The 22,889-nt window shown below is 56.4% G+C and carries 15 protein-coding genes and 1 pseudogene; 6 read left to right on the plus strand and 10 right to left on the minus strand.

Annotated elements, in window-relative coordinates; all coding sequences use genetic code 11:
* Positions 1 to 24: 24 nt before the first annotated feature.
* A complete protein-coding gene (locus tag C475_RS21965) occupies positions 25 to 1,026 on the minus strand; it encodes an arsenic resistance protein (protein ID WP_006886128.1) in 1,002 nt (333 codons plus the stop codon).
* A 227-nt stretch (positions 1,027 to 1,253) separates the two neighbouring features.
* On the minus strand, positions 1,254 to 1,514 hold the full coding sequence (locus C475_RS23620; protein WP_152436591.1) for a hypothetical protein: 261 nt from the start codon (positions 1,512 to 1,514) through the stop codon (positions 1,254 to 1,256).
* 192 nt (positions 1,515 to 1,706) lie between these two features.
* Here C475_RS23620 and C475_RS21970 point away from each other — a divergent pair, with 192 nt between their 5' ends.
* The 3 genes and pseudogenes from C475_RS21970 to C475_RS25475 form a co-directional block, all read left to right on the plus strand.
* Complete coding sequence (locus C475_RS21970) at positions 1,707 to 2,054, plus strand: hypothetical protein (RefSeq protein WP_006886129.1); 348 nt, start codon at positions 1,707 to 1,709, stop codon at positions 2,052 to 2,054.
* Positions 2,055 to 2,363: 309 nt separating this feature from the next.
* Positions 2,364 to 6,449, plus strand: a complete 4,086-nt coding sequence (locus C475_RS21975) for an ATP-binding protein (protein ID WP_006886130.1) — start codon at positions 2,364 to 2,366, stop codon at positions 6,447 to 6,449.
* A gap of 1,446 nt (positions 6,450 to 7,895) precedes the next feature.
* Positions 7,896 to 8,073, plus strand: a pseudogene (locus C475_RS25475) (phage NrS-1 polymerase family protein); the annotation flags it as partial.
* A 1,049-nt stretch (positions 8,074 to 9,122) separates the two neighbouring features.
* On the opposite strand, the gene C475_RS23630 reads toward C475_RS25475, so the two are convergent.
* Positions 9,123 to 9,305, minus strand: coding sequence for a hypothetical protein (locus C475_RS23630; RefSeq protein WP_152436593.1), 183 nt, complete (start codon positions 9,303 to 9,305; stop codon positions 9,123 to 9,125).
* A 455-nt stretch (positions 9,306 to 9,760) separates the two neighbouring features.
* Here C475_RS23630 and C475_RS21995 point away from each other — a divergent pair, with 455 nt between their 5' ends.
* On the plus strand, positions 9,761 to 11,365 hold the full coding sequence (locus C475_RS21995) for a hypothetical protein (RefSeq protein WP_006886133.1): 1,605 nt from the start codon (positions 9,761 to 9,763) through the stop codon (positions 11,363 to 11,365).
* Positions 11,366 to 12,164: 799 nt separating this feature from the next.
* Here the strand turns inward: C475_RS21995 and C475_RS22730 are convergent.
* From C475_RS22730 to C475_RS22025, 6 genes are all read right to left on the minus strand, one after another.
* Positions 12,165 to 14,108 carry a DUF4365 domain-containing protein gene (locus C475_RS22730; protein ID WP_161625244.1) on the minus strand — a complete coding sequence of 648 codons (1,944 nt, stop codon included), beginning with the start codon at positions 14,106 to 14,108 and terminating at the stop codon, positions 12,165 to 12,167.
* A gap of 244 nt (positions 14,109 to 14,352) precedes the next feature.
* Entirely contained in the window at positions 14,353 to 14,736 is a 384-nt protein-coding gene (locus C475_RS23635) for a hypothetical protein (protein ID WP_152436594.1), read from the minus strand.
* A gap of 733 nt (positions 14,737 to 15,469) precedes the next feature.
* Positions 15,470 to 15,910 carry a DUF555 domain-containing protein gene (locus tag C475_RS23640; protein ID WP_006886137.1) on the minus strand — a complete coding sequence of 147 codons (441 nt, stop codon included), beginning with the start codon at positions 15,908 to 15,910 and terminating at the stop codon, positions 15,470 to 15,472.
* Positions 15,911 to 16,323: 413 nt separating this feature from the next.
* Positions 16,324 to 18,039 (minus strand): hypothetical protein, encoded by a 1,716-nt coding sequence (locus tag C475_RS22015; protein ID WP_204366211.1) that lies wholly within the window; start codon positions 18,037 to 18,039, stop codon positions 16,324 to 16,326.
* Between the two features lie 556 nt (positions 18,040 to 18,595).
* Entirely contained in the window at positions 18,596 to 19,105 is a 510-nt protein-coding gene (locus C475_RS22020; RefSeq protein WP_006886139.1) for a hypothetical protein, read from the minus strand.
* On the minus strand, positions 19,098 to 19,790 hold the full coding sequence (locus C475_RS22025; RefSeq protein WP_049931228.1) for a nucleotidyltransferase domain-containing protein: 693 nt from the start codon (positions 19,788 to 19,790) through the stop codon (positions 19,098 to 19,100). The genes C475_RS22020 and C475_RS22025 overlap by 8 nt, the downstream gene beginning before the upstream one ends.
* 60 nt (positions 19,791 to 19,850) lie before the next feature.
* Here C475_RS22025 and C475_RS24135 point away from each other — a divergent pair, with 60 nt between their 5' ends.
* Positions 19,851 to 20,015: a hypothetical protein gene (locus C475_RS24135; RefSeq protein ID WP_161625245.1), complete on the plus strand. Its 165-nt coding sequence runs from the start codon at positions 19,851 to 19,853 to the stop codon at positions 20,013 to 20,015.
* Here the strand turns inward: C475_RS24135 and C475_RS22030 are convergent.
* Positions 19,985 to 20,815 (minus strand): GIY-YIG nuclease family protein, encoded by an 831-nt coding sequence (locus C475_RS22030; protein ID WP_049931230.1) that lies wholly within the window; start codon positions 20,813 to 20,815, stop codon positions 19,985 to 19,987. The genes C475_RS24135 and C475_RS22030 overlap by 31 nt on opposite strands.
* Before the next feature lie 273 nt (positions 20,816 to 21,088).
* Here C475_RS22030 and C475_RS22035 point away from each other — a divergent pair, with 273 nt between their 5' ends.
* A complete protein-coding gene (locus C475_RS22035) occupies positions 21,089 to 22,825 on the plus strand; it encodes a hypothetical protein (RefSeq protein ID WP_006886142.1) in 1,737 nt (578 codons plus the stop codon).
* Positions 22,826 to 22,889: the final 64 nt, after the last annotated feature.

Raw genomic sequence — 22,889 nt, forward strand, 5'->3', positions numbered from 1 at the left:
GCGTAGCGGCAAGAGTGTGAAGGCTCAATCACCTCGTACTCTGTCGGGAAGTGAAATCGGCGTCGGGCGCTCCGGTAGAAGCCATGCCGGAACCACCCGCGTGAGAACGACCATCCCCGTCAGTTCGACGAGCGTCTGTGTCACGACAACGGCGGGAGCCAGCCCGTAGCCTGATGGGAGTGCCAGCGCCAACGGGAGGACGACCAGCGAGTTTCGGGTGACAGAAGTAAACACGAGGGCCCGACTCTCGCCAACGTCCATCTGGAACAGGCCAGCCGCCAGTCTCCCGAGTATGGGCATAATGACGAGAAACGCGATATACACCGGGACGACGGCTATAATCTGGCCGATGGAGTCCTGCACCCGTGGAAGTTGGGAGGCAATGACGATGAACAGCGTCACACCCATCATCGGGACAGGTAGCCATCCCATTGTCTCTTGCCAATACTCGCCCTTGGGAGACCGTTCTGCCCCCACCTCGGTAAGCCACGCGAGCGTCAACGGAAGTGCGATGATTATCAGAAACGCCTCGATGAATGGTCCCGGTTCGATGACCTCAGCGACTTGCGACCCCATGAACAGCCAGAGATACACCGGGAGCAACAGTAGTTGGAGAAGCATCAGGGCTGGCGTCGCGGCGGTGACCTGCTCGGAGTTGCCGCCTGCGAGTTCAGTGAAGGTGATGACATAGTCGATACACGGTGTCAGAAGAACCATGAACGCGCCGACGAGTATTACTGGTTCTTGGGGGAGAAATCGAGTAAGACCCCAGACGACGACAGGGACGATGAGGAAGTTCATCCCGAGAGCCGCTGCCATGAATCGTCCGTTGGTAAACGCACGACGAAGCCGAACGAATGGGATTTCGAGAAAGGTCACGTATAGGAGAACCGCCAGGACGGGGTCAATGAGTTGTTCGATGAATGAAGCCGAATCCGGACGGCCCACTCCGACCCCAATCGCCAGCATGACCGCGACCGCGTAGACGGCGACCTGATGCCGTTGGAGCCAGTCTTTCGTATCCATTCTTCCGATACTTCGAGACTGGTGGATAAACTATCATTGGTACGTTCGCGCCCTCCATCTTCGGAACAACGAACTTCATCTGAAATTGGTAGGAATCCCGGCGGTCAGTTCGCAGACGTACTGAGCAGTCGAATCATTCCTTACCTTGTTGAAAACAACCACCTTGTGAGCGTTCTATGGCACCCTGATTTTATAGACTAGAACTGGGCCTTACACCCAGTTACTCTTCAATCTTCAGCTGGAGCGAGGTTCTTCTGTCCGAACTCGACGTTCGGCATATACATGTTCTCGATCTCGTCGGCTTGCGGAAACTCGATCGCGTCGAGGACCTCGTTCAACGCCGCATCGAACGATTTGTCGACGAGTGGATTGAGATTCTTGAACGCGGTCAATCGCGCGTAGGTACATTCGTGGAGTGCGACGTTCTTGTACGTCGTAGCGGAAGCGCAGTCTTCCGGTTTGGAGTTACCGGGCTTGTTGGCTGACAAATCCCTCACCTTTGGACAGCACCATTGGAGGATGCGATTGTCCGACGATAGATACGACCCACTTTGATATAACCATTACCCCCGATAATCCACACACTCAGCGTCTTTACCGCCCGGATTGAAACAGTTGTAAGGCTTGAAATCTACTTTTGTTTATACTCAGACAACACGTACCCGGGAGTGGAGAAACCTATGCAAGGTAACACCCTCCGGAAGTACCTCCTGAACAAGAACAGCGCGACCCTCGTCACCGTACTCGTCGTACTCACAGTGTTCACGGGCCCTGCCGCGGCCCAGGGCAGTACCGCAGAGTTCGAGGGGATCATGAGTAACCTCTACGACGTGGTCCTCCTCGTGCTGAAGTACGCGGGTCTCGTGGCGCTGGCAGGAGGAGCCGTTATCTGGTTCACCGCCAGAAAGAACAGCGACCGGGCTGAGAACGGGATGAAGCTCCTGATCGGTGGCGGAGCGATGACCGTGTTCTACTTCGGCGTCACGGCCTTCGTCGCGATGCTCGAATGGATCGGTACCCCTCCGTGAAGGGCAGCCGGTACTGACGAGGGTTCGCCCTTGTTGGCTTGCTCGGCATGACGGGAATACAGACTCACGGATCGGGTAGCGAGACGTTGTCGGTCACCACCTCGCTTGCGTCCGGTACCGAAGCTGGGCGTGATTTTCGTGAGCGGATTTCGAGCCTTCGAGAGCCACTGCTCTCAGATTGATACACTAACGACATACTATGATCCACTACCAGAGTCCCTCAAACTCAGGAACTACCCAGCAGGACAGCCCGATGCCGTTCTTGGCACACGATCGGATAGAGGCGACGGTCCTCTGGGAGCGATCGCGATGACTGACCCATACTTCGGTGTGGACGACGATCGGATGACCGAATCCGATACTGACGAGGAGGTCCCTCGAGGCAGTGTCTTCGACGGGAAGAACGTCGATATCCGGCGAGCTAAAAAGCTCACCGAGGAGCCTGGAGAGAGCGGGTCTGGATCGAAAGGTATCCCGAATCCGGAACGCGTCGACGCTGTTACCGAAGACGACCTCCCAATTGAGCGAACTACGGAATCACAGGACATCACCCCATCCTCAGGCGACCGGGAAGACGTCGACGACAGGAACGACCAGATAGTCCGGCGTGACTCCGAGACAGAAACGGGCCCCGGGAAACGACTCGGAGATCCCATCGAAGCCAGACCGTACATCCAAATCTCACCAGCTCGCGAGCAGACTACCCCAGGGAACGTCATCAGCGGACTATTCGGCTTGTACCGCGCGGGGGTTACCAAGACGTCCCGTTTCAACCTCAAGAGCCAGCTGGGGTTGAAGGACTACGACAAGACCTTCGAGTTCATCATTCACAAGCCGAGAGATACCAAGCGGTTCGATTTCTATCTGAGTGCAACGCCTTACGACGCGACTTCGTTCAAGACGCTCGCCGCGAACATCAGAGCGATGTATCCCGAGTCGTTCGAGTTCGAAATTGTCCCGTTCAACCCCGTAGCGGCATTTTCATCGGATTCGGGGAACGCCCGGGTCGGGGGCCGGCGGATCGCTGCGCTAGAGGACATCACCGACCTCGAACACCTCAACGGCTTCGAAGATCCGGAGGTGTTCGAAGACCACGACATCGGGAGTGGGACGGAACCTACCCCGGAAGAAGCCAGCAACGAACTCGAGACGGAGGGCGTGACCCTTCGTCCAGAGGAGGTCACACCGGAGAAGCGGCCGTCTCTCGTCCGATGGAAGGGCATCTCGATGAAGAACAACGATTGGATGACGCTGCTTCGTCCCTTCAGCGATATTGCCGTCGACAGGGATGAACAGTACCGCTCTCCGTTGAGTGTACTACTCGAACAGGCGGTTCACACGGATTCCCCGTTCGTCTTCCAGGCCATCTTCAAACCCCGGAAGGACTGGACGAAGGAAGCGGAGGTCCACAAACGGAACCTGAAGATGGGAAATCACGGGACGCTATCCGCGTTCAAGAACGAGCTAGCCCGTCAGGCCTTCGGGACGAGCGAGCAGGAACGTCGGAACATCCATCGTGGAGACATCTCCGAACAGGTCGGAGGGAGTGTCAGCGACAGTGAGTCCAACAAGATCTCCGGGTCGAGGATGACCCAGATCGACCACAAGCAGCCCACCACGACCTTTGACCTCTCTCTTCGCGCTGCATGTGACGAAGAAACAGTCCAGAGTATCTCGAACGCATTCACGAGCCTGAGCGGCCCGTACTATGGTATCGAGGGGGACATCCTCCTTCGAAACGACGAGGAGTTTGCGCGGCTCTGCCACTCGCGGTTCCCGAATGGAAGCGGACTCACAGAGCGCTTCAAGAAGGGAGATCCGGTCATTTGCACGTCACCCGACGAGCTCGCGAACTTCGTCGTGGTTCCACACACCGACGCGCTTCCTCGGGCGAGTCGTGGATCGTCCGGCGGGTCTCCCGATGCTCGATCACCGCTCACGGCCACTGACGAGGATCTCCTCTCCCAATACAGTCAGGGAATGCAGATTGGGTACGCGGAGACCGCTGTCGATAACAGACCCAACATCCCGATTCGCCTCTCGGCCGAGCAACTCACGCACCACGTTCTCAGAGCAGCGACGACTGGTGGAGGGAAGACTACCGCCATGATAAACGACGCTCTCAGTGCACACGAGGCGTTCGACGGTCCGACGTTCATCTTCGACAAGAAGGGCGGGTCGATGAGCAAGGAATACAAGCGGGCACACTTCAAGAAATTCGGCTCTCTCGACAACGTCGTCCACATCAAAGTTCCCGGGCCCGAAGACGAAGTCCTGGCCTTCCCGTATTTCGACATCCGACCCCAGTTGGCAGCGGGTGTCAGCAGGAGCGTTGCCATCCAGGAGAAGGTCGACCGGTACAACGAACTGCTGGTGTACGTCCTCGGAGACGAATTGACTCAGCAGGCATTCGTGGCCCAGGAGATCCTGAACAGTTTGATCAAAGCCAGGTTCGACCCGGCTGTCGGCGACGACGCCTGGAAGATCGAGGATCTCTTCGAGGACGCCAAACGGATGCAGGGAGGCGACGTCCCCTTCCTGGATGAACTGTCTGACAGGACCCTCCAGAAGATGCTCGAACGGCATCTGAACGCAGACCCGCAGCGGTTCCAGACGTCGATGGACGCCGTGCTGAACCGCATCACGAAACTGGCTGAACGGGAATTTATCTGGAAGATCCTCAATTTCGTCCCGGACTGGGACGATGAAGCGGGCTGCTATGCTGAACAGTCGCCGATGTTCGACATCCAGGAGATCCTCGATTCCAAGACCGTCGTAATCATCGATACCGGGGACCTCCGACCCGCATCGAGCAACCTGTTTACCTTCATGCTCCTTGATTACATATGGAGCGGTGCGCAGCTCCGCCACCGTGTCGGTGAGACGCCTACCGTCAGCGAGGACTACGTGATCAATCTGATCATCGACGAGGCCGCCCCGTTACTCCAGTCCGAACTCGTCCGAGACGATATGATTCCCGATGGCCGTGAGTTCGGTCTCTCGCTTGAGGTCATCATCCACTTCGCCGAGCAAGTGAAGTCGGATGCCCTGGACGTATCCAGCTACAAAGAGATCCTCCGGAACATCAATACGAAGCTCATCGGCAAACTCGCCGTCGACGACGAGCTCATCATGACCCTCTTCCACGAGGGACTCGAAGATGAGGAACTCGTCGATCGGATAACGTCGTTACCGCGTGGGGAGTGGGTCGCTCAGCTTCCCGACACTGGGTTCATGACGGATATCCCCGAACTGGTGACTCTCCTCCCGGTCGACATTCCCGAGGGACACTCAGATTCTGAAGACCCAGTGATGGATAATTTCGTTTCGCCACAAGGCGTCCTCTATAGCGACATTGAGGCCGAGATGGTTCGAGTCGCCAGAGATGACTACTGTCTGATCCCCGGAAGCAACACCGAGGGGTCTCCAGAACAGTACTACCAAGAGCAGCAAGGAGCCACTACACGGCGTACGAGGACGGAGGCAGTAGGCAACGAGGTAGGAACTCAACTGGGGACTGGAACGAAAGTTTCCCGTCCTGCTCCCGAGCAGATCGACGGTACGGCGCACACGGACCATCATGAAGGGGGAGACAGGACAGTCCGCAACCACGAGGAAGTGGAGACCAATTCAGAGCCCACCAGGCCCGAGACGTCGAAGCAGTCGTCGCCGTCCGCAAGTGATGAGACGGCTGAAGCAGGCATCGACGAGGATCTGACAGTTGAAGAGCGACACTTCCTCAGTGCCGTCGTTACGACCGTCAACGGGCAGCATCCTTCGTTCGACCTGCTCGACTCGATGACTCATATCAAGAGTCGGTTCCCTGATATAGATCTCGAGGGGTTAGAAGAGCTGGGCTATCTTGAGAAACACAACGAGATCCGCCGCACCTACTATACTGTAACTCGGGAGGGACAGCGAGCGTGTGGAGCGATGATCGCGACCGGTGAGAACCAGGGGGACGTGAACGAAAAAACCTTCCACAAAGTTATGGTTGAAGCGTTCGCCCGGTCCATCGACGCTGACCCAAACAATCAGTATTTCGTCACGAAATACACGCCACTCAACGGGGGTACGTCGAAGCCAGATGTCGTCGCCTACGATGGAGACCAACCCGCCATCCTGGGCGAAGCAATTTCGAATGTCCACCCCTCCCTCATCGTCAAACACTACGACGATTACCACGCAATCGACGCCGAGAGAAAAGTCTGGATCGTGCCACATATCTCAGTAGCGTGGGAGATAGCTCGAGCACTCGCCAACGAGGGTCGGATTATCTCGATTCCGCCGAAACGAGAGGGGAAAACCTACGACGACCTGAACGCAGAACTCTGGGGGTCGGGCAGCGAATGGGAGTTCATGAGTGCGCGGAAATTGATCCATGATCTCGAATAGTGGATCATCTTCAGTCGTGGACTGCCTGCGAACGCCGTGCGCGTGGAGTACGAGCCCTCTCCCGTCCAGATTCGGTTCACGAATAGAGGAGGCGTCAAGCTATTCGAAAAGCCGTCAAAACGGATTAGGAGTCCTTTCGGCACACCATAGGCCTTCTCGTGGATTTTTACCCAAGCGGCGAGCGTCTGCCACGCGCAAATCCGGACGAACCGTCAGGCTATTCGAAAAGCGCGCAAATCAGTGTAGCGACCGTATAGACCTGTCTCGGTCCACTAGGCAACGACCCGCGCCGTCAAGGTATTGCGCATCGTCGAGAGGGCACCTAGAGAGTCTATCGACGGATCTCCTGCCTCGGTTAGGGCTTCCACGAATGACTTTACATAGTGTTGGAAAGGGGCAGTCTGCGCGGTCTGCGCGGACCGAAAGCCGGCGCTCCATCGTCGGTGTTCGACGCGGGTTCGAGGGTCGAGATGTTTGTCTTGCCCCGGCAAGTGAGGCAGTTCGCTCTCCCCAACTGAGGTTCATCTGATGGTCAAAATCAACGTCATCGAAGAATCGATCCCTTCGGAACTCCGGCCGATCGAGCAGTGGATTTGCTGGCGCGAAGGCGAGCGAGACGGAAAACCTACCAAGATTCCAACAAAGCCGTATCGAACCAGTGGAAGCCCGAATCTAGACGTCACCGATCCGAGCCAGCGCCGTGATTTCGAAACGGCCTGGAAGTCACTGAACGACTCCCGAGTAGATGCGGATGGACTCGGCTTCGTGTTCACCGAAGACGTCAGTATTACCGGCGTAGACCTGGATAAGTGTCGTGACCCTGATACAGGAGCGCTCGAAGAGTGGGCCGACGAAATCGTCGAGCGATTGGACTCGTACACGGAAGTCTCCCCCTCAGGAACTGGCGTCCATATTCTGGTCGGTGGTGAACTGCCACCGGGCGGCAACCGAAAGGGTCGTGTCGAAATGTACGACACCGATCGATACTTCACCGTGACCGGGGCACACGTCGACGGGACTCCCACTGAGATCCAGAAGTGTCAGGAGGAACTAGCTGCGGTCCACCGCGAATATATCCAGGGTGGGGTGGATTCTGATGGCCAGCTGAGTCTCGACGCCTCGACCGATACTGATGCGTCAAAAAGCGGGGAGGAGGGACATCGAGAGACCGAGTCATCCGTTCGAGAAAGTTCGACCGATCTTCGCGAACGGTACCCTGACGGCCTCTCATCCGTCGAAGAACCTGCAGTTCGTGAGGCGATCGAACGAGTAGCGGCTAAATATCTTCCCAGGGAGCTCCCCAAGACGTTCGACGACCTTGCCGGACCAGGCGTAGACCTCTCGAATAAAGAAATCCGCAAACGGATGTTCGACTCCAAGGGCGGGGATCGCAAGCGCCGCCTGTACGAGGGCGATGCGTCGATGTGGGGATCGCCGAAAGCGGATTACCCCTCTCAGTCCGAGGCTGATATGGCCCTCGCGCATAATCTCGCGTTCTGGACTGGGAAAGATCCGTCTCAGATGGATTCACTCTTCAGGGAATCCGGGCTGTACCGTGAGAAGTGGGACCGCAAGCACTACGGCTCGGGTGCGACCTACGGCGAAGTCACGCTAGCCCGTGCATTGCTCCGGGTCAGCGACTACTACGAACTCCCGTCCCGTAACGGTGGGAGCCACACGAGCGGTTCGCCTGCGAGGACCCCGTCGGCGGGGGACGATCGTGAAGACCCGCCGCCCCCCTTCGAAGGAACGCCGACGTCCCCGGCCCACGTCCCAAAGGCCGACAGCTGTGACTCTGCTACGAGAAATGGATCGGACCCCGTGTCGAGGAAGAGCGGAAGAAGTTCAGCGACTCCCCAGAGGGCGCAGGATTGCGCTGGTGGCGAAGGGATGGATCAGAAAGGGAAAGCCCCGAGTGACGAATCAACGGCCGTTGAGAGAGCGGCAGCGTCTCAGGACGGTATTGTAGATGGGGAACGACCCCCGGCTAGCGATGACGCTAGGGGGAGATCGGCCTCGACGAAACCGGCGTCTCCCAGCGGCATCGACACTGATGGAGAGCTCAACGAGAGCACCCAGCGGGCGATGGAAGAAACCGCCGCAAAAGCTGGGAGTGAATGGGAGCGAACCAATCCAGATCTCTGTGATTGCGAAAAGCACCCCAACGACTGGACGGTCCCTCGCGCCGGGCGGTCGCCGTCGGAACAGGCGCTTGATCTGGCGCGTGAGGATAATCGTGTCCTCGCCAGACGACTGAGACGTGAATCCCAGCGTCTCGAAGACTACCACGAGCTCGAAGCAGAGCGAGAGCGCTTCGAATTCACCGCTGAGGTCTACCTACGAGCCATTGACGAGCTGATGGGTGAGCGTAACCGGTACCGGACGCAATTACGGCGTGCAGGGTTACTCACGCGTGAGGATCAGCGGCTCCACGACGACCCGGTAAAGCACCTCAAGCAGATTCTCCGGCCGATGGTCCGACGCAAGGATACAGCGACGGCGAAGGAGACTCTGACCGGCCTCGATGCCGTGCTTCAGGAATACGAAGAAACGAACGAGCGTATCCAGGCGAACGAACGCGAGAAGCGCGGCGGTGTTCGAGAGACCATCTCGCGACTATTCGGTTGACCAGTTCGGAGCTTCCAGGTATTGGCCCCCGAATGGGGTGAGGGTTCAGAGATGAATGACATCCACCCCAGCGAGCAGAGCATCGAACAGCAGCACCAGATCGGCCTCACTGACGGTCGCAATATCGAAGAGCGTCCCCCGTACGTCGCCTCGTTCAAAACTGGCGACGAACCGATGTTCAAAAAGCCCGATCACGATCCGCACGGAGAGGTGTCCGCCAGGGCTCACTACTCGTCGACCTCGTGTGATTCGCCGGGCTGCGAGACGACAGGTCTCGTGGCGACCGAGATCCTCGAAGACTCGGCCGGTCTGACGGGACTCCCACCGTTCGACATCATCTGTACGATCTGTGCCGAGTCCGGTGAGTTCGATTCATCGTAACTCGGTTCCAAGGTCGAAATTCGAGAAGCACGATGTCGCTCGTGTTTCTTCCGAGTATTCCAGTGTTTTCTGGACGGTCCTGAATAGAGTGCCGAGGCAGGACTTCAGAGTCCCGCGTCGATACGGGATGTCCTGTCAGTCACTCTCACGGATGTCCCGGCTCGCCTCTCCCGTGTATTGGCCCCCCAAGTGGGTGAGGGAGTTGCGAGCGGGGCGAGGCGCGAGAGATGGTAGTGATTGAGCTACTGTCGTTCTCGTGTTTCCGTCCGAATTGTACCTCACATCCCTCAGAGAGTTCAGCAATGAGCAAGACTACCAACATCAGCGTGGCGCAGCGTGCGGAAAACATCAGCGGCGAGTTCGGCGAGATGGGCGTAGCGGTCCCGTCGAGCAGTATCGAAGAGAAGATGGAGGCCCTCATGGAGTTCAAGGTCCCCGAGGGCGACGCGCAGGCAACAGTCGTCCGCCAGATCATCGACGAGCACGACCTCGACAACAGCGAGCTGCCGGAGGCGGTGAACGACCTCGTCGGATTCTCCGGGAGCGGTGGATCCCAGGGGTTCGACCGGACGCTACTCGGGGACATCGAGGACGTCGGCGACGAGGCGTGGGTGGACGTCCGAGCACAGGTCGTCGACCTCTGGGAGGTCAAGCACGACTCGATGGCCCAGGTCGGCCTCATCGCCGACGAGAGCGCCCAGATGAAGTTCGTGAAGTGGGCGAAAAACACCGAGTCTCTGCCGGTTCTGGAAGAGGGCGTTACCTACGACTTCGCCTCAGTCATCACGAACGAGTACGAGGGGAAGTACTCGATCTCCCTCAACAAGGCCAGCGAGGTCTCTGAAGCGGACAGCCCGGTGGAACCTGCCGATGGAACGGTTCAAGCGAGTGGGGCGGTCGTCGCCCTCGAGGACGGATCGGGCCTGATCAAGCGCTGCCCGCACGAGGACTGTACCCGCGTCGTGAAGAACGGCCGTTGCTCCGAACACGGTGAAGTCGACGGTGAGTTCGACCTTCGGCTGAAGGCCGTTCTCGATGACGGACAGTCGTCGATCCGCGCCCTGTTCAACGCCGAGATGACCGAGCGCGTTACCGGAACGAGTCTCGAGGACGCCACGCAGATGGCCTCCGAAGCCCTCGATGCAAGCGTCGTCCTCACCGCATTCCGTGAACAGCTCGTCGGACGGACGTTCGAAGTTCGTGGTCCCGTGGTCGGCGATTACTTCCTCGTCGATACGGTCGTCTCAACGACCTACTCGGAGGACAACCCAGGCCTGGAAGCATCGGCTCTGGACGCAGCGCGGACCCAGCGGCAACCCGCCAAGCGTGTGTTCGCACAGGAGCTCAACGGTGCCACTCACTCGTTCACTCGCGAGGAAGACGCCGACGATGAGCGGGCGCCTAACTTCCACCTGCTGCCGTCGGGAGAGGCGGCCAACCGTGTCCTCGTGGTCGGTGCGCTCTACGAGACGGCGAACGTGGGAGACGATTCGGAGTACTGGCGAGGCCGCGTGATGGCCGCGTCCGAGGCCATCAACGTCTACGCTGGCGAGTACCAGTCGGACGCGATGAACGTTCTTCGAAGCGCAGAGACGCCCTGCTACGTCGCTGTAGTCGGGAAGATCCACAGCTACGAGACCGACTACGGCGTCAACGTCTCTGTCCAACCCGAGCACATCTCGGTCGTGGACGGCGAAGTTCGCAATTCGTGGGTCGCCGAAACCATCACTCACTCACAGGACCGTCTGGGCGCGCTCGAAGCCGGCGAGGCTGATGGTGGCGAGGCCGCTGCATCTCTCTACGGCGGAGATATCTCGGCCATCGAGAAGGCTCTCGACGAGGCAGCGATAGATCTCGTCCCTGAGGACCACGTCCCGGCAGAGGGTCCTGAGGTAGCTGCTCAGTAAGCCGGTTCCAGCTTCGATGGTTCTCTCTCCTCTCGTCCCGCAGTGCCGGCCTCGCCGTCGCTTCGCTCCAGCTCGGCCGGTTTCCGAGAGTGGAACCCCCATCTGCGTGTAGCTGAGATAGGGCAGTTCAGTCAGTCTCGGCACTCTTGCACCTCATCTGGGAACTCTTTGAAAAGTGAGTTTGTTCCCCCAAAGGAGGTGAGGTGGCGGGAATCCTCTGCATCCCTCAGCTCATCGATGCCATCACGAGTTGAGCAGCGAGGGTCTTTCCCGTTACACCTCAGCACTGTCCGCTGTCAGCTCCAACAACGTGTCGTCTCCTCACCCTCGCTGTGGAAGCAAACCGATAGACGACCCGATCGACTCAATCTGAGCCACAGCCGACCCGAGCGAAATCAAACATCAGTCGCTCTGCGGACGTCGGTCAGTATCGCCGTCACCGACTCGGCGCATTGGCTCACGCCAGTCTCTTTCAGATACATGAGAATCGTGATGCATATTTTCGAAACCTCTGAGGACATCTGATTTCCCCGGCGTTTGAAATCCTACGCTACAATTCGAACTACTAATTCAATCGTAGCGTAGGAGTCTGCTTGATTGAGGACCGGGGAAGCCCTTGTTTTACCTTAGGGTGTCAGAGACCAGTTCGCGCACCCATCTTTTGGCATCCTGAATCGCTCAGTACTGGATGTATATTTGCACCGGCCATCTTTCTGTCCACAGGACAGAAGATTGCAAAGGTGAGTAAAATAGGCTATCTTCCTGAAGTTGACTAGTACGAATTAGCACTAAACCGTAACTAGTCGGGGCTCTCGGGGATGTTACCTGAAAGTGAGGATTCGAACTGGTTGATTACAGCTTGAAAGTCTGGGTCGTTCACTTGTTCCTCTGCATATTCATCCGTAAGCTCCCAATCATCGGGATGTGGACAGTGATGCTCGCAGCCGTCACAATAGTCCTGCTTATACTGGCCAAACATGTCTGTAAGACTTGTTCCGTGCATGAATCCGCCGTGTTGACACCAGAGATATTTCGATCCGAACGAAACCATTCCCAGAACTTTGCCTGCATAGCTTGGCGAGTATGCTAGATGAAGGTGTTCACAGTGGCGGTACTGTGGTTCTGGGTCAGCATCACGGACAGCATGGTATCCCATCCTCACCATAGGATCTGCTTCATACGGGTCCGGAGGATTGTCAAGATCAATCTCGATTCCTTGCATTTCAAGGATCGTTTTCGCCGCTTCCTGTGGATCTCGTTCTTCTTCGTCATTATATTGCGCAGAATCGTATGGATCAGAGATATCTTCAATGCGGTCGAGTTGGTTATTCAGGGCTTCTTCAAGAGCGGTATCTCCGCTTTCGACCGCGAGATCGCGGGCGTCGGTGAGATATTCAGATGCGGTGTCCGGGTCGCGGTCATAGTAGTGGTACATTCCTACGCTTTTCCGGAGATTGGCTTCAAGTTCTGGTTCGGTAACGAAGTCCGCGAGTTGTTCAGCCTGTGCGACTAACGGATGAGTATCCCCAGATATTTCCACTCCATCTTCATCTTCACTACTTGATTCATCCTTTGCGGAGCCCTCATTAGCAGTAGAAGTACGGACAGACTCTGGACCCTTCTCAGAAAGGAGTTGAATACTTCGTCGTTTCATCAGGTAATCAATTATTTCGGGTAGTGCTACTGCATAGGCGTAATACTGCTCGTTTTCAAGGAGGGCTGCAAGTTCCTCGTTGAGTGCGTTTACTGTAGCGAGTTCGTCAAGGAACAGTTCCGTAGAAAGCTCATTCCGAAGGTACTCGTATTCTGGCACGTCAAATTCGTCGAGCGACTGAATACGGTCAGTTACGAGCATTTCTTCGCGTTTCTCAGCGAAGATAAACAATCCGGCTACTTGCTGGAAGATGTGCGCGAGTCGTTGATCGACCTCCATATCGAGGTCAGCAGCGAGTTCCCGGGCTTCCTGTGCGAATTCCGCAATCTCTACAGCTTCTTCCCCTTCAGCTGGGTTACGCATATAGATTTGCGCAAAGAGAGCTTTGACAGTCGCTTCATCATCGTAATCAGCATTCAAAATTTCGTCAATAGATTCTTTGGCCTCGTCTTTCTCGCCACGTTTCAGGTATTGCTGTGCGATGAGAAGTTTATGGCCACGGTAACTGAGGCGTTCCTGTTCAGCGTGGTGTTCAAGTTCAGAAAAGTCGTCGGGTGTGAACGCAACTCCCTCCCCAATATTCAGTGCGCGCTGTCGGCGTCGGTCGATCCTATTTTGCGTCCGGTTGACTGCGTTTTCGAGCCGATTGTGGTCTGTGATGGGGCGTGAACGCGGAATTCTAATCCGATGAGTTTCCTGACTCCGCCAGTCAGGTTTCTTATTGCTGAGATGATCCCAGACGTATTCTTGAATGATGCGCCAGTAGATCTCTCCAGAGTTGTCATCGTAAATGGCGAGTACTACCGGGATAGGTTGCCCCATATATTGCTTGAGGTGTTCAATTTCAATATCCTCGTACACAGCCTCCATGTCGGCATCAAATTTTGCGGTCGATTTGAGTTGGATGAAGAAATGGTCGCTCTCAATATTCTGCTGGTCCGAATCGTCAGTGTCGTCATCCGTGAGATTGACAATGAAGTCGAGTCCGTAATCTTTCTCGTACCCTTCGACTGGATATGGACGGAGTTGAGTGACGAGTTGCGCTTCCCCAACTTCGTCGAGTTCTTGATTAGAACTGCGCTTCGGCATATAATTGGTAACACATAATGCATACCTCAATAAAAATGTCATAGGTAGCTGTCTTGGGGGGTGTCGTACAACGATTCACATGCCCGTCATTTGCTCCCCGGATTCGTTCAGCACAGTGGCTGTATCGGTCAGGCAAGGGTACTTTTGTTGCGACTGCGACGACTTACGATATCAATCATTGCCGTCACGTAGCTGTTACTGGAGAAGCTAACGAAGAAAACAGATTCGGTAACAATTGTTCGGCTCACGCCGCCCATCTCCGATAAATGAAACCGGGAACGAGCATCAAAAAGAACCAAATCCACCGGGCAAATTTCACAACACTGCGCCCAACCTTTTCGTAAAAACGCATGCCACTCGAAGCGGAAGTTGAGCTGATGTATTTGCGAACCTCTCTCATAGTTGGATCGGTGGAAAAATGGATGCGAAAATCCGACCGAAATTCATGGATTAAAAATCCGAACACTGTCTCATCATGATGCTGACGTTCGTGTTCAAGAATGTAGTCATGGGCCTGAGGATAGTCTTCCTTTAATTTTGAATCAAGTATGATGAGATCCCTATCGTGTTCATACCTGTTTTCGGCTCCCGGGATGTAATAGACCTCAAGTTCTGTGGTTTCGCCCATATGATTATCATTTTTCATTTGCAATCGTGCAAATAGTTTGTGGGCCGATCAGTGAAAAACCAACACAACATCTGGTAGGACTCATAGCGGTATCTATGCACGCTCTACTTATCAGCGTATTCAGCCAGTATTTTTATGAAAATAACCCCTTGTGAACCGTTCTATAACATCCTCTTACCTGCGAGAGTTCTTCCCATCAGGTGCATCTACAGAGCCAGAGAGATCTCTACTGCGAATACGGAATGAGGGTGGCCACACCAAACCACTCAGGCCAGGTGTGCCCCCTCAAACATGGGTCCGACCGCGAGACTGATTTTCCCGGAGAGTGTGTCGGCGGGCAGCCGACCAAAGCCAGGGAATCGCCCAGCCTGAACGGCGGAGAACACCGAGACGCTACTCCGCTGCAGTCCCAATGCTTGGAGATCCCTGGAGAGCCACCGGATGACTCATCCAGAGAGCTGGAACTGCTTCGGATCGACTCCCCGATGCAGGTGCGAGTCAATGACTCTCGTCCCGACGTTCCGAGGGCATCTGTGTGTTCCCTTTCCCATGTGCCCCCCTATTTCGGCGAAGTGCACTTGCACGTACCATCGGAGGGTATAGTTGGGGCGTGAATTACTGGCACACCACTCTACAATAAATGTTCCTCAACACCGCTTGAGTTTTCCGAGACGAGCCCGAGATCAACGAAGAGTTACTGCCGGATCTCGACAGCGAGATACACTCACCTCGTTCACATCCGATTCGATTCTCGGTGCTGTTTAGATGGCGCACCAAGGTCTGCTCCGCCCGGGTCCTGAGTGTCTCCAGTCTCCAATGGGGCGGCCTCGATTACGGTCAGCGGGATGTCTTTCATCCGCGAGCCCAGCTCCCGCTTTGCTACCGTTCGACTATCCTCGAGTGATCGAGCCGTCACCTCGACAGTGACGTCCAGGACGACCATCCCGTATCCCGTCGTACAGAGTGCGGCTTCCATTTCGTATCCACATCCCGGACAGGCAAGATCCTGAACTTCGATATCGCACGAGCGGACGTTCGAGGCGGATGCTCGTTTTCCGACCTCGGCGACGCTGATGTTGATCGCGTCCTGAACGCCCGGTGCTCCTGGAACGACCCACGGAACTGTCAGTCGGACCTGATACCAGTCCTTCGAGCTCGCTGCATCAGGGTTCACTTCAGTCTACACCTCCAACTCGTCGTACCAGTAGCGTCTGTCCACTGTGCCAGATCGTCGTATTGGGGTTCGTTTTCATGTGGTTGGAGGGAACGGTGAATTCACAGAGGCTGGAATGGGGGATTCTTCGATCCGCGTGTCGAGGTCCTACCACCCGGGACGGACGAGAGATTGACTCTCCTCTTCAGCCCTGTATCCACAGTACGTCGAAGAGCGATATGGTTGTTCCAGCATTGGAATCCATGCAACTGTTGCAAGTCCAGGGCCACTATACAGAGTGCCGCTTCGCTGGTGGGATAGAAACGGAAAAATAGGATTCTGAGTTCGCGGTGAACTCGGGGGTTGTTAGGGTTCGATATTGTTCGGGGGTGACAGTACAGGCAGTACCGTCAACGCTGCTGATGCGACCACGGTCACGTGCGAATCATCTCCAGAGGCTCGCTGTCGCGGGCTTGGTTCTGATGGCTCGATTCCGTGGCCTCTCGAATCTCGTTCTGGTCGGCGACATCGGAGAGTTCGGTCGCGATGATCTGCTCCATTTGAGACGGGGCAGGCCAGCGGGTCGAAATTTCTCCTGAGTAATTCGCAGCTGGACTACGTGGAATGGACGTCCCATCCTTCGTAGCGCTGCTCGACCGTCCAACACGCTGTGGCGTTGCAGGACGGGGATTGGTCTCCATCGACGATTCAGCAGATTCGAGGATGTGAATCTCGCTCTCCCAGCGTGAGTTCAGCGATGGTCGGTCCTGGAAAGCGGTCTTCCGGAAGTCAGTCAGACGAACCAGATCGCCTTCCTTGGGTTCCATGAAGCACTTCCTCGAGACTACGACCTCACCGTCGACGTCGTTTGGATCCGATGTCGAGCGAGTGATTTCTCTCTCGCTAGGGTTCCAGATCGCGACGTACGCCCAGCCGGAATCATCCTCCAGTATGAATCCGAATTTGATCTTCGGATTATCCGGATAATACACGCGTTTCACTCGACCTTGAGTGGTGACGTATCCGTTCGTCGTTTCCGTATTCGTGTACGTGATGTTCCCGATTTTGAGGACGTTCGTCGGGTCGTGTTTCTCCTGGTCAGCTACCGTGAAGAGTGCGCTATCGAGGGACTGTCCGTCGAGCACACACTCGGCGAGCTGCGCAGCGATCGTTACACGACTCTTGTTGATCTCGTGAGCGTGGGGAAACTCGTCTGAGAGGATTCGCCGCGCTAGCTTACAGACGGGATCAACTTTGTCGGGGAACCACTCGTGTAGCGTCCGAAGCGGTTCAGCTCGGTCACGAACTCGCTGTATCGTCTTCTGCTTGGTCTCCTCGAGTTTCGCTTCCCGCCGTTCAGGAAGTGATGCCTCGTGAGCCATGCGGAACGCTGCGAGAGAGTCCATGTGCCGATCGATGACTGCTGCTGCGCCAGTGGTGTAGCCGGGGCCGTTGATACTCTCGGAAACCTTCTTGATCTCGGCTTCGAGCGCAAGGCGGTTCTCGATTCCAGGAATCGAAGAGCGAGAGTACGCGCCGGGGTCTGAAACTACGTGACACAGAGGGACGCTGGTCCCATCGGGAAGCGTCACCTCGAGGTCGCGGGTTTCCAGTCCTTCAGCTTCGCACAGTATCTGTTCATCGTCCGGGATGAGCTTCATCTCGCGTAGACGGCGCGTGCGGCTATCCAGCGTCTCGAGTGGCACGAGCGGAGAATAGTGCTGAATACGGGATTCCAGTCGTCCGTCGGAGATGGAATCGTCCGCACTGGAAGCAACGCCGACTAACTGATCGCCAGTCGAGTCGGTGAGCTTCGCTGCACTCTCGATGATGTAGTCGCTCGCAGACTGAACCTGGTCGGGTTCCGAGAGGGAATCCGCCGGCATACCAGTCTGATTCACGCTAACTCTCCGTTCGTCGCTCCGGGACGGTTCCATCGGTTGCCCGTCGAACCACCCGTAGCATTCCTCGGGATTCGTTCCAGTCTCCAGCCTGTCCGCGAACCACTCTGGTGGGGTGTCGTCGTCGACGCTGTCTGGGGAATCGAGACCCAGGTAGCGGCGGACGTAGGGCGATCGTGGGAGATCGTCGTCGCTGACGGTGGAAACGTCGTCGGTCGGTCCGGCGACGCCACGGATCGTATCGGACACCCAATTGGCCGTGCGGGTGAGGCGGGACTGGGTTGCATCGTCGTTGTCGGTACTACCGATCGTAGTGTGGTCGTTCTCCGTAGAGCGGCCACTGTCGTCTTCGCTAGCCATAATGCTTGGAAGCAAACCGATTGCTTTCCGGCGTCTAAGACACGTGTAGTCAGTATAACTGTATCGCGGCGATCACCGCGCAGTACACTGGTTTTTGGATAGTCTCCACACGAAATCCACACTTCGAGAACAATCTAGTCACTCTCGGCAAACAGCGTGAACTCTCACCATCGACTCAGGAGTTGTAGATAGGAAAGGCGAGGTTTGCCTTTCCAAGCATTATGGTGGATCGTTCAAGATCCACTTCTTCATACACCACCTGTAGATATAACTGTATCGTGGTTACAAGTCGGCTATCCGTGGAAATCCAAGTGGAAAAGACACAGTCGTCTGTTCACTAAGAATGAGCCTCGAGCCTCTACAGGCGATACCATGGAGAGTGGTTTCTTCGGTCTAGCACAGGACTGTCGATTGTTCCCGTAACGAAACTAGATCGGGATTCGTGCTATCGATCACAGACACAGACGCCGCCTTCGCGGATCTGGTTCTGTACGTGCTCGTGGATGCTTCGGGAAAGTGTTCGCATCGCGACGGCCTGTTGCTCCGTCGGTCGTCGCCCGCCGTAGTAGCTATCCGTGCGGTTTGTGTCGTATAGTTGCCGGAGGTCTTCTGTGGTCCCAGAAGAGAGCAAGCCGAGCGCGCTAGCGCGTTCGTAGCAGTACGTGTGGTCATAGAAGTCGTTGAGATTATCGCCGCCCTCAGCGAGCGCGTAGGCTTCGACAGAACGCTCTGTCGCGCCGAAGCACAACTCGATAGTAGCGGTGTAGAACCCTTGGTCTTCGAAGTGTTCGACGGCAGCCAGTAGTCGACAGGCCTTGGTGAGTTGCGTCTTCCAGTCCGCATCGGGATCAATTTCTTCTTCGCGTGTCGGGACCCCGTGCCCCTCCTCGTTGAACGCGTCGATGGCCGCATCGATCGCGTCGGTGATAGCAGTGGGGTCAGATCCATTACTCATCGAGATCACCGTGGAAGACCATCTGCTGGACGGTCTCGAACTTCTCCGAGTCATAGAGGACTATGCCGTCGCCCAGAATCTCTCGGAGTTCGTCGACGTAGTTCGGGACGGCTGGCAGCGTCTCGACGTCGATCTCGTACGCATACCGGCCAGTGTCGAACTCCCGCTCTTCGAGGTCTTGCCGAATACGGTTCGCAGTTCGCTGGTTCGTCATCCGGTCTTCTTCCACGAGTACCCACAGGTCGATGTCACTGCGTCTGTCAGCCTCACCTCGCGCCACGCTCCCGAACAGAACGACGCCGAGGACGCCATCGAGGTCCTCGCAGAGTACTTCGACAGCAGCTCGGACAGGAGGCTGGAACTCGGCTTGCGGGACTTCGAGAACCGGGTCGTCCGGTCGGGAGAGCCGCCCACTGTTGATACGGACGTTCCGCGTGTTCCCCTCCCGCTTTTCTATGACGAGGTCGTTCGCGACGAGGATGTCGACGGCTTTCGAAATACTGGGTTGAGAATACTCGACGGCGTCGGTGAGTTCCGTAATCGAGAACTCGTCGGTGTGATACCGAGTTAAAAAATAGAGGAGATCGTGGACCGCCTGACTCCTGTACAAATCTGCGTCCTTCGCCGGTACGTCGAGTGATATTCGCGGTCCCGACCCCGAGTTAGTATTCGCGCTCCTTTGCATGCATAACTAGAGCCACCCCCTTCTACTTAAACTTTATACGTATATGCTACCTCGTCTTATATGGCCGAGGAGGTCTGTCCCACCAGGACAGCCATTGTCTGGATAGCGATCTCAGTCATATCAGGAAAGGCGTTTTGTCCGACTGCGGTAGAGAAAGACGCGAGTCGCGAGGCAGCGGCAGAAGAGGATGAGCTTCATTTTACTATACTGAAGACGACCGTTTGAGAATCGAGATTTGGGTCTGCACTCCATCCAAGATCCGCCCACCCCATTGCGTGAGTGTGACCAGCTGGGTTCCACCAGACTTCATGTTCGTAGGCGGAGTTCGGTAACGGTGCCTCCAGGATTTCCTCGATCTCCTCAAACGCGAAGTGGAGCGTCTGTTCCTCAGCTTCCTCAAGATAGTCATAGAGTGGCCCGTATTTGCCGTTTCTAGCGTATTCCAAGTTACTCGTAGATGTGTCCTGAGTGGGTTGTATCGAGGTGGACTTGGTCGTATCCCGCTGTCCCTTTGGATTAGACCCGACAGTAATAGTCTGTTCTGTGGGGAATGTAGTGGGAGGTTGCTCATTCCACGACGGATCGTGGTCGTCGATTAACTCCGCCTCTTTTTGTCCGTGTGATTCCGTCTCTGTGAACCACAGTCCAACTTGACCTCCATTACGAACGACCTCGAGAATCGCGTTGTTGATTCGGCAGTTTGTCGCTTGACCACCTTTGAAACAGTTCCTCGGGGAGATATTGGAGTAATCTGCCTGGATCCGGCGGTGGAGGTCTACGGTTTCCCCGATGTACACGACGTCGTGGTTTGCAGTGAAAATGTAGACTCCCGGGATGTCCTTGTAGTCAGAGGTGTCGGCATAGAATTTGCAGAACGGTCCCCACCCATACTGGTGAAGTGGGGTCTGGTCGGATTTATTATAGCGAGGCTGCGGCATCTTGAGGTCGACCTCTCCCGCCTTGTTCCGCTCCAAAGTTAGTGTGTCCACGAAGTCGAACTCCTCGGGGAGCTCGGAAATGTCCATACTCGGACTTAGCAGACAGTTGCATAATAGGTGGGTGTGTCAGGTGTCTAGTCTTGGTGAAAGTCGGTACGCAATCCTAACCAACGGCTGTTTCACCGGAATTCATGGTTGAATAATAGGACTACAACAGAGCCAGCGTCTGTATTTCCCTTCCGTGTACTCGAGGGATCTCCGATAACTACCCTCGTATTTGTCCCCGAAGGGGGTGAGGGAGTTCGGAAGTGGGGTAGCAGGCTGCCCACTCGCCGCAGCTCCCACGTGGAGTTGACACCGATGGCTTCCTACTACCAGGACGGACAGCACCGACTCAAGAATACCGACGTCGAACAGGGTCGCCGGTTCGACGAACTCACGCTTCGCGGGCTCTACGAAAGCCCGCACCTCGAGAGCGACTGTCTCGGTACCCGCCTCGACAACGCCGGCGAACTATTGATTGCTGCGCGTACAGAACCGGAATACGACGATTTCGGTCTCGAAGTCGAGGGCACCCGCAGGCAGGAGATCGACTCGTACTGGGTGAACGCAAGTCTCCGAACCACTCAAGCACGAGATGTCGATCCGATCGACCTGGGTGATGAGGATCTCACCGGACTCCCGCTCGAGTCCCAGGAACGGCTTCACGGGCTCCGCAACGAGCGCAAGCGCCAGCGAGAGAAGGCGCTGGCCGCATCTGTCGTCGGATTGGACCGGGAGACTCGCACTCGCGAGGACGTGGTCGCCGGTCGTCGCGAGCAGCGCCACGAACAGAACGACAGGTTGATCGGCCCACGAGGGATTACTCACCACGATCCACTCGAGGGCGTCGACGAAGACATCGCGGAGCAAGTTCGCGACGCGGCGGTCCGTCTCGCCGGCCACTTTCGTTCGGGCCCCGACGTCGACGTCCTCGAAAACGCTATCGGACGGAAGGTGGCACGCGGTCAGTCCGTCTACACGGCGCTCTCGAACGTCCAAGAACAATTCTACCAAGAAGCTGGAGTCATTCAACCGATTTCGACGGTCCCGGTCATTCCGTCGAAATACAACGTCGAAGCGGATATCCAGGGAGAGGTAACGACGCTCTGGTACCCGAAGTCGAACAATCAGCAGCAGGTCGGGATCATCAAGGACGACTCAGGAACGATCAAGTTCACCGTCTGGACCCGGTCGAATCAGAGCGTCATCCTCCACGAAGGAGACATCGTCCGTATCGTCGGCGGCAAAGTCGGGAAATACAACGGTCAAGCAACGTTAGCGGCCGATTCGGAAACCCGGATCACGATTCTCGAGAGCGGAGATGGTCCCGCTCCGCGGGGCGACATCGCGAGAGTCTTCCAGGAAGAGTCGGGGGAACCTTCAACCGAGGAAGAGACTGACGGCCCTACCCAAGTCCATAAGCCGTGTGCCATCCCCGCGCCTGGTACCCCTGGTGTCGAGAAGGTTTCTCGACCAGTGCATGCCCCCACCGGTCGTCTCGACGAGTCGCAGAGTGACGAGTTCGAGGCAAATCACTGGTTGAAATCCACCGAGATATACGAGGAGGGCGGCGCCGTCCCGCTCCCAGAATGGTGGCGTAACCAGGACAACGTCGTCTCGGTCGTCGTCGACGAGGACGACGATCAGATTGCGATCAACGAGGCTATCGAGGACGTAGTCTCCACCACTCCACTTGGAACAGATGACGGTGAGCGCACGTCGACCTCAGAAGAAGTCCCCGACGGAGGGCGTCGATTATGGGCGCTCATTCGTGACGAGGAGCTCTTTGGTGCGTCGCTCGAGGAAGATACAGCGAAAGAGTCCACGCCAGAATCGCAAGAGAAGCTCGTGGGGATCTCGGGATCCAGCCCCATAGCGGATACCAGTGCGACGTCGGATTTAGAACTCGGCCTCCCTTCGACGACCTCGACGTGTCCTGACTGCTCGCATGAACGAGCACACTATCGGCTTGTGCAGTTACGTTCTACAGATGAGCCCCCAACGAGGCTTCTCTCGTGTGTTAGTTGCGGTCGACGGTGGCGAGAAGACAGCTGAATGGACCAGATGAGACTATCCTCTCTTCTCGGAGAATCGGATCAACGCCCACCTCGGAAATAAT

It is taken from the genome of Halosimplex carlsbadense 2-9-1 (genome assembly GCF_000337455.1).
GTDB lineage: Archaea > Halobacteriota > Halobacteria > Halobacteriales > Haloarculaceae > Halosimplex > Halosimplex carlsbadense.

Excerpts from the sequence above, each read along its gene's own strand:
- C475_RS22035 (WP_006886142.1), top strand. The coding sequence starts at position 21,089 with ATGGCTTCCTACTACCAGGACGGACAGCACCGACTCAAGAATACCGAC.
- C475_RS21975 (WP_006886130.1), top strand. The coding sequence starts at position 2,364 with ATGACTGACCCATACTTCGGTGTGGACGACGATCGGATGACCGAATCC.
- C475_RS22030 (WP_049931230.1), bottom strand. The coding sequence starts at position 20,815 with ATGGACATTTCCGAGCTCCCCGAGGAGTTCGACTTCGTGGACACACTA.
- C475_RS22025 (WP_049931228.1), bottom strand. The coding sequence starts at position 19,790 with ATGCAAAGGAGCGCGAATACTAACTCGGGGTCGGGACCGCGAATATCA.
- C475_RS21965 (WP_006886128.1), bottom strand. The coding sequence starts at position 1,026 with ATGGATACGAAAGACTGGCTCCAACGGCATCAGGTCGCCGTCTACGCG.
- C475_RS22020 (WP_006886139.1), bottom strand. The coding sequence starts at position 19,105 with ATGAGTAATGGATCTGACCCCACTGCTATCACCGACGCGATCGATGCG.
- C475_RS21995 (WP_006886133.1), top strand. The coding sequence starts at position 9,761 with ATGAGCAAGACTACCAACATCAGCGTGGCGCAGCGTGCGGAAAACATC.
- C475_RS24135 (WP_161625245.1), top strand. The coding sequence starts at position 19,851 with ATGGCCGAGGAGGTCTGTCCCACCAGGACAGCCATTGTCTGGATAGCG.
- C475_RS22730 (WP_161625244.1), bottom strand. The coding sequence starts at position 14,108 with ATGCCGAAGCGCAGTTCTAATCAAGAACTCGACGAAGTTGGGGAAGCG.
- C475_RS21970 (WP_006886129.1), top strand. The coding sequence starts at position 1,707 with ATGCAAGGTAACACCCTCCGGAAGTACCTCCTGAACAAGAACAGCGCG.
- C475_RS23635 (WP_152436594.1), bottom strand. The coding sequence starts at position 14,736 with ATGGGCGAAACCACAGAACTTGAGGTCTATTACATCCCGGGAGCCGAA.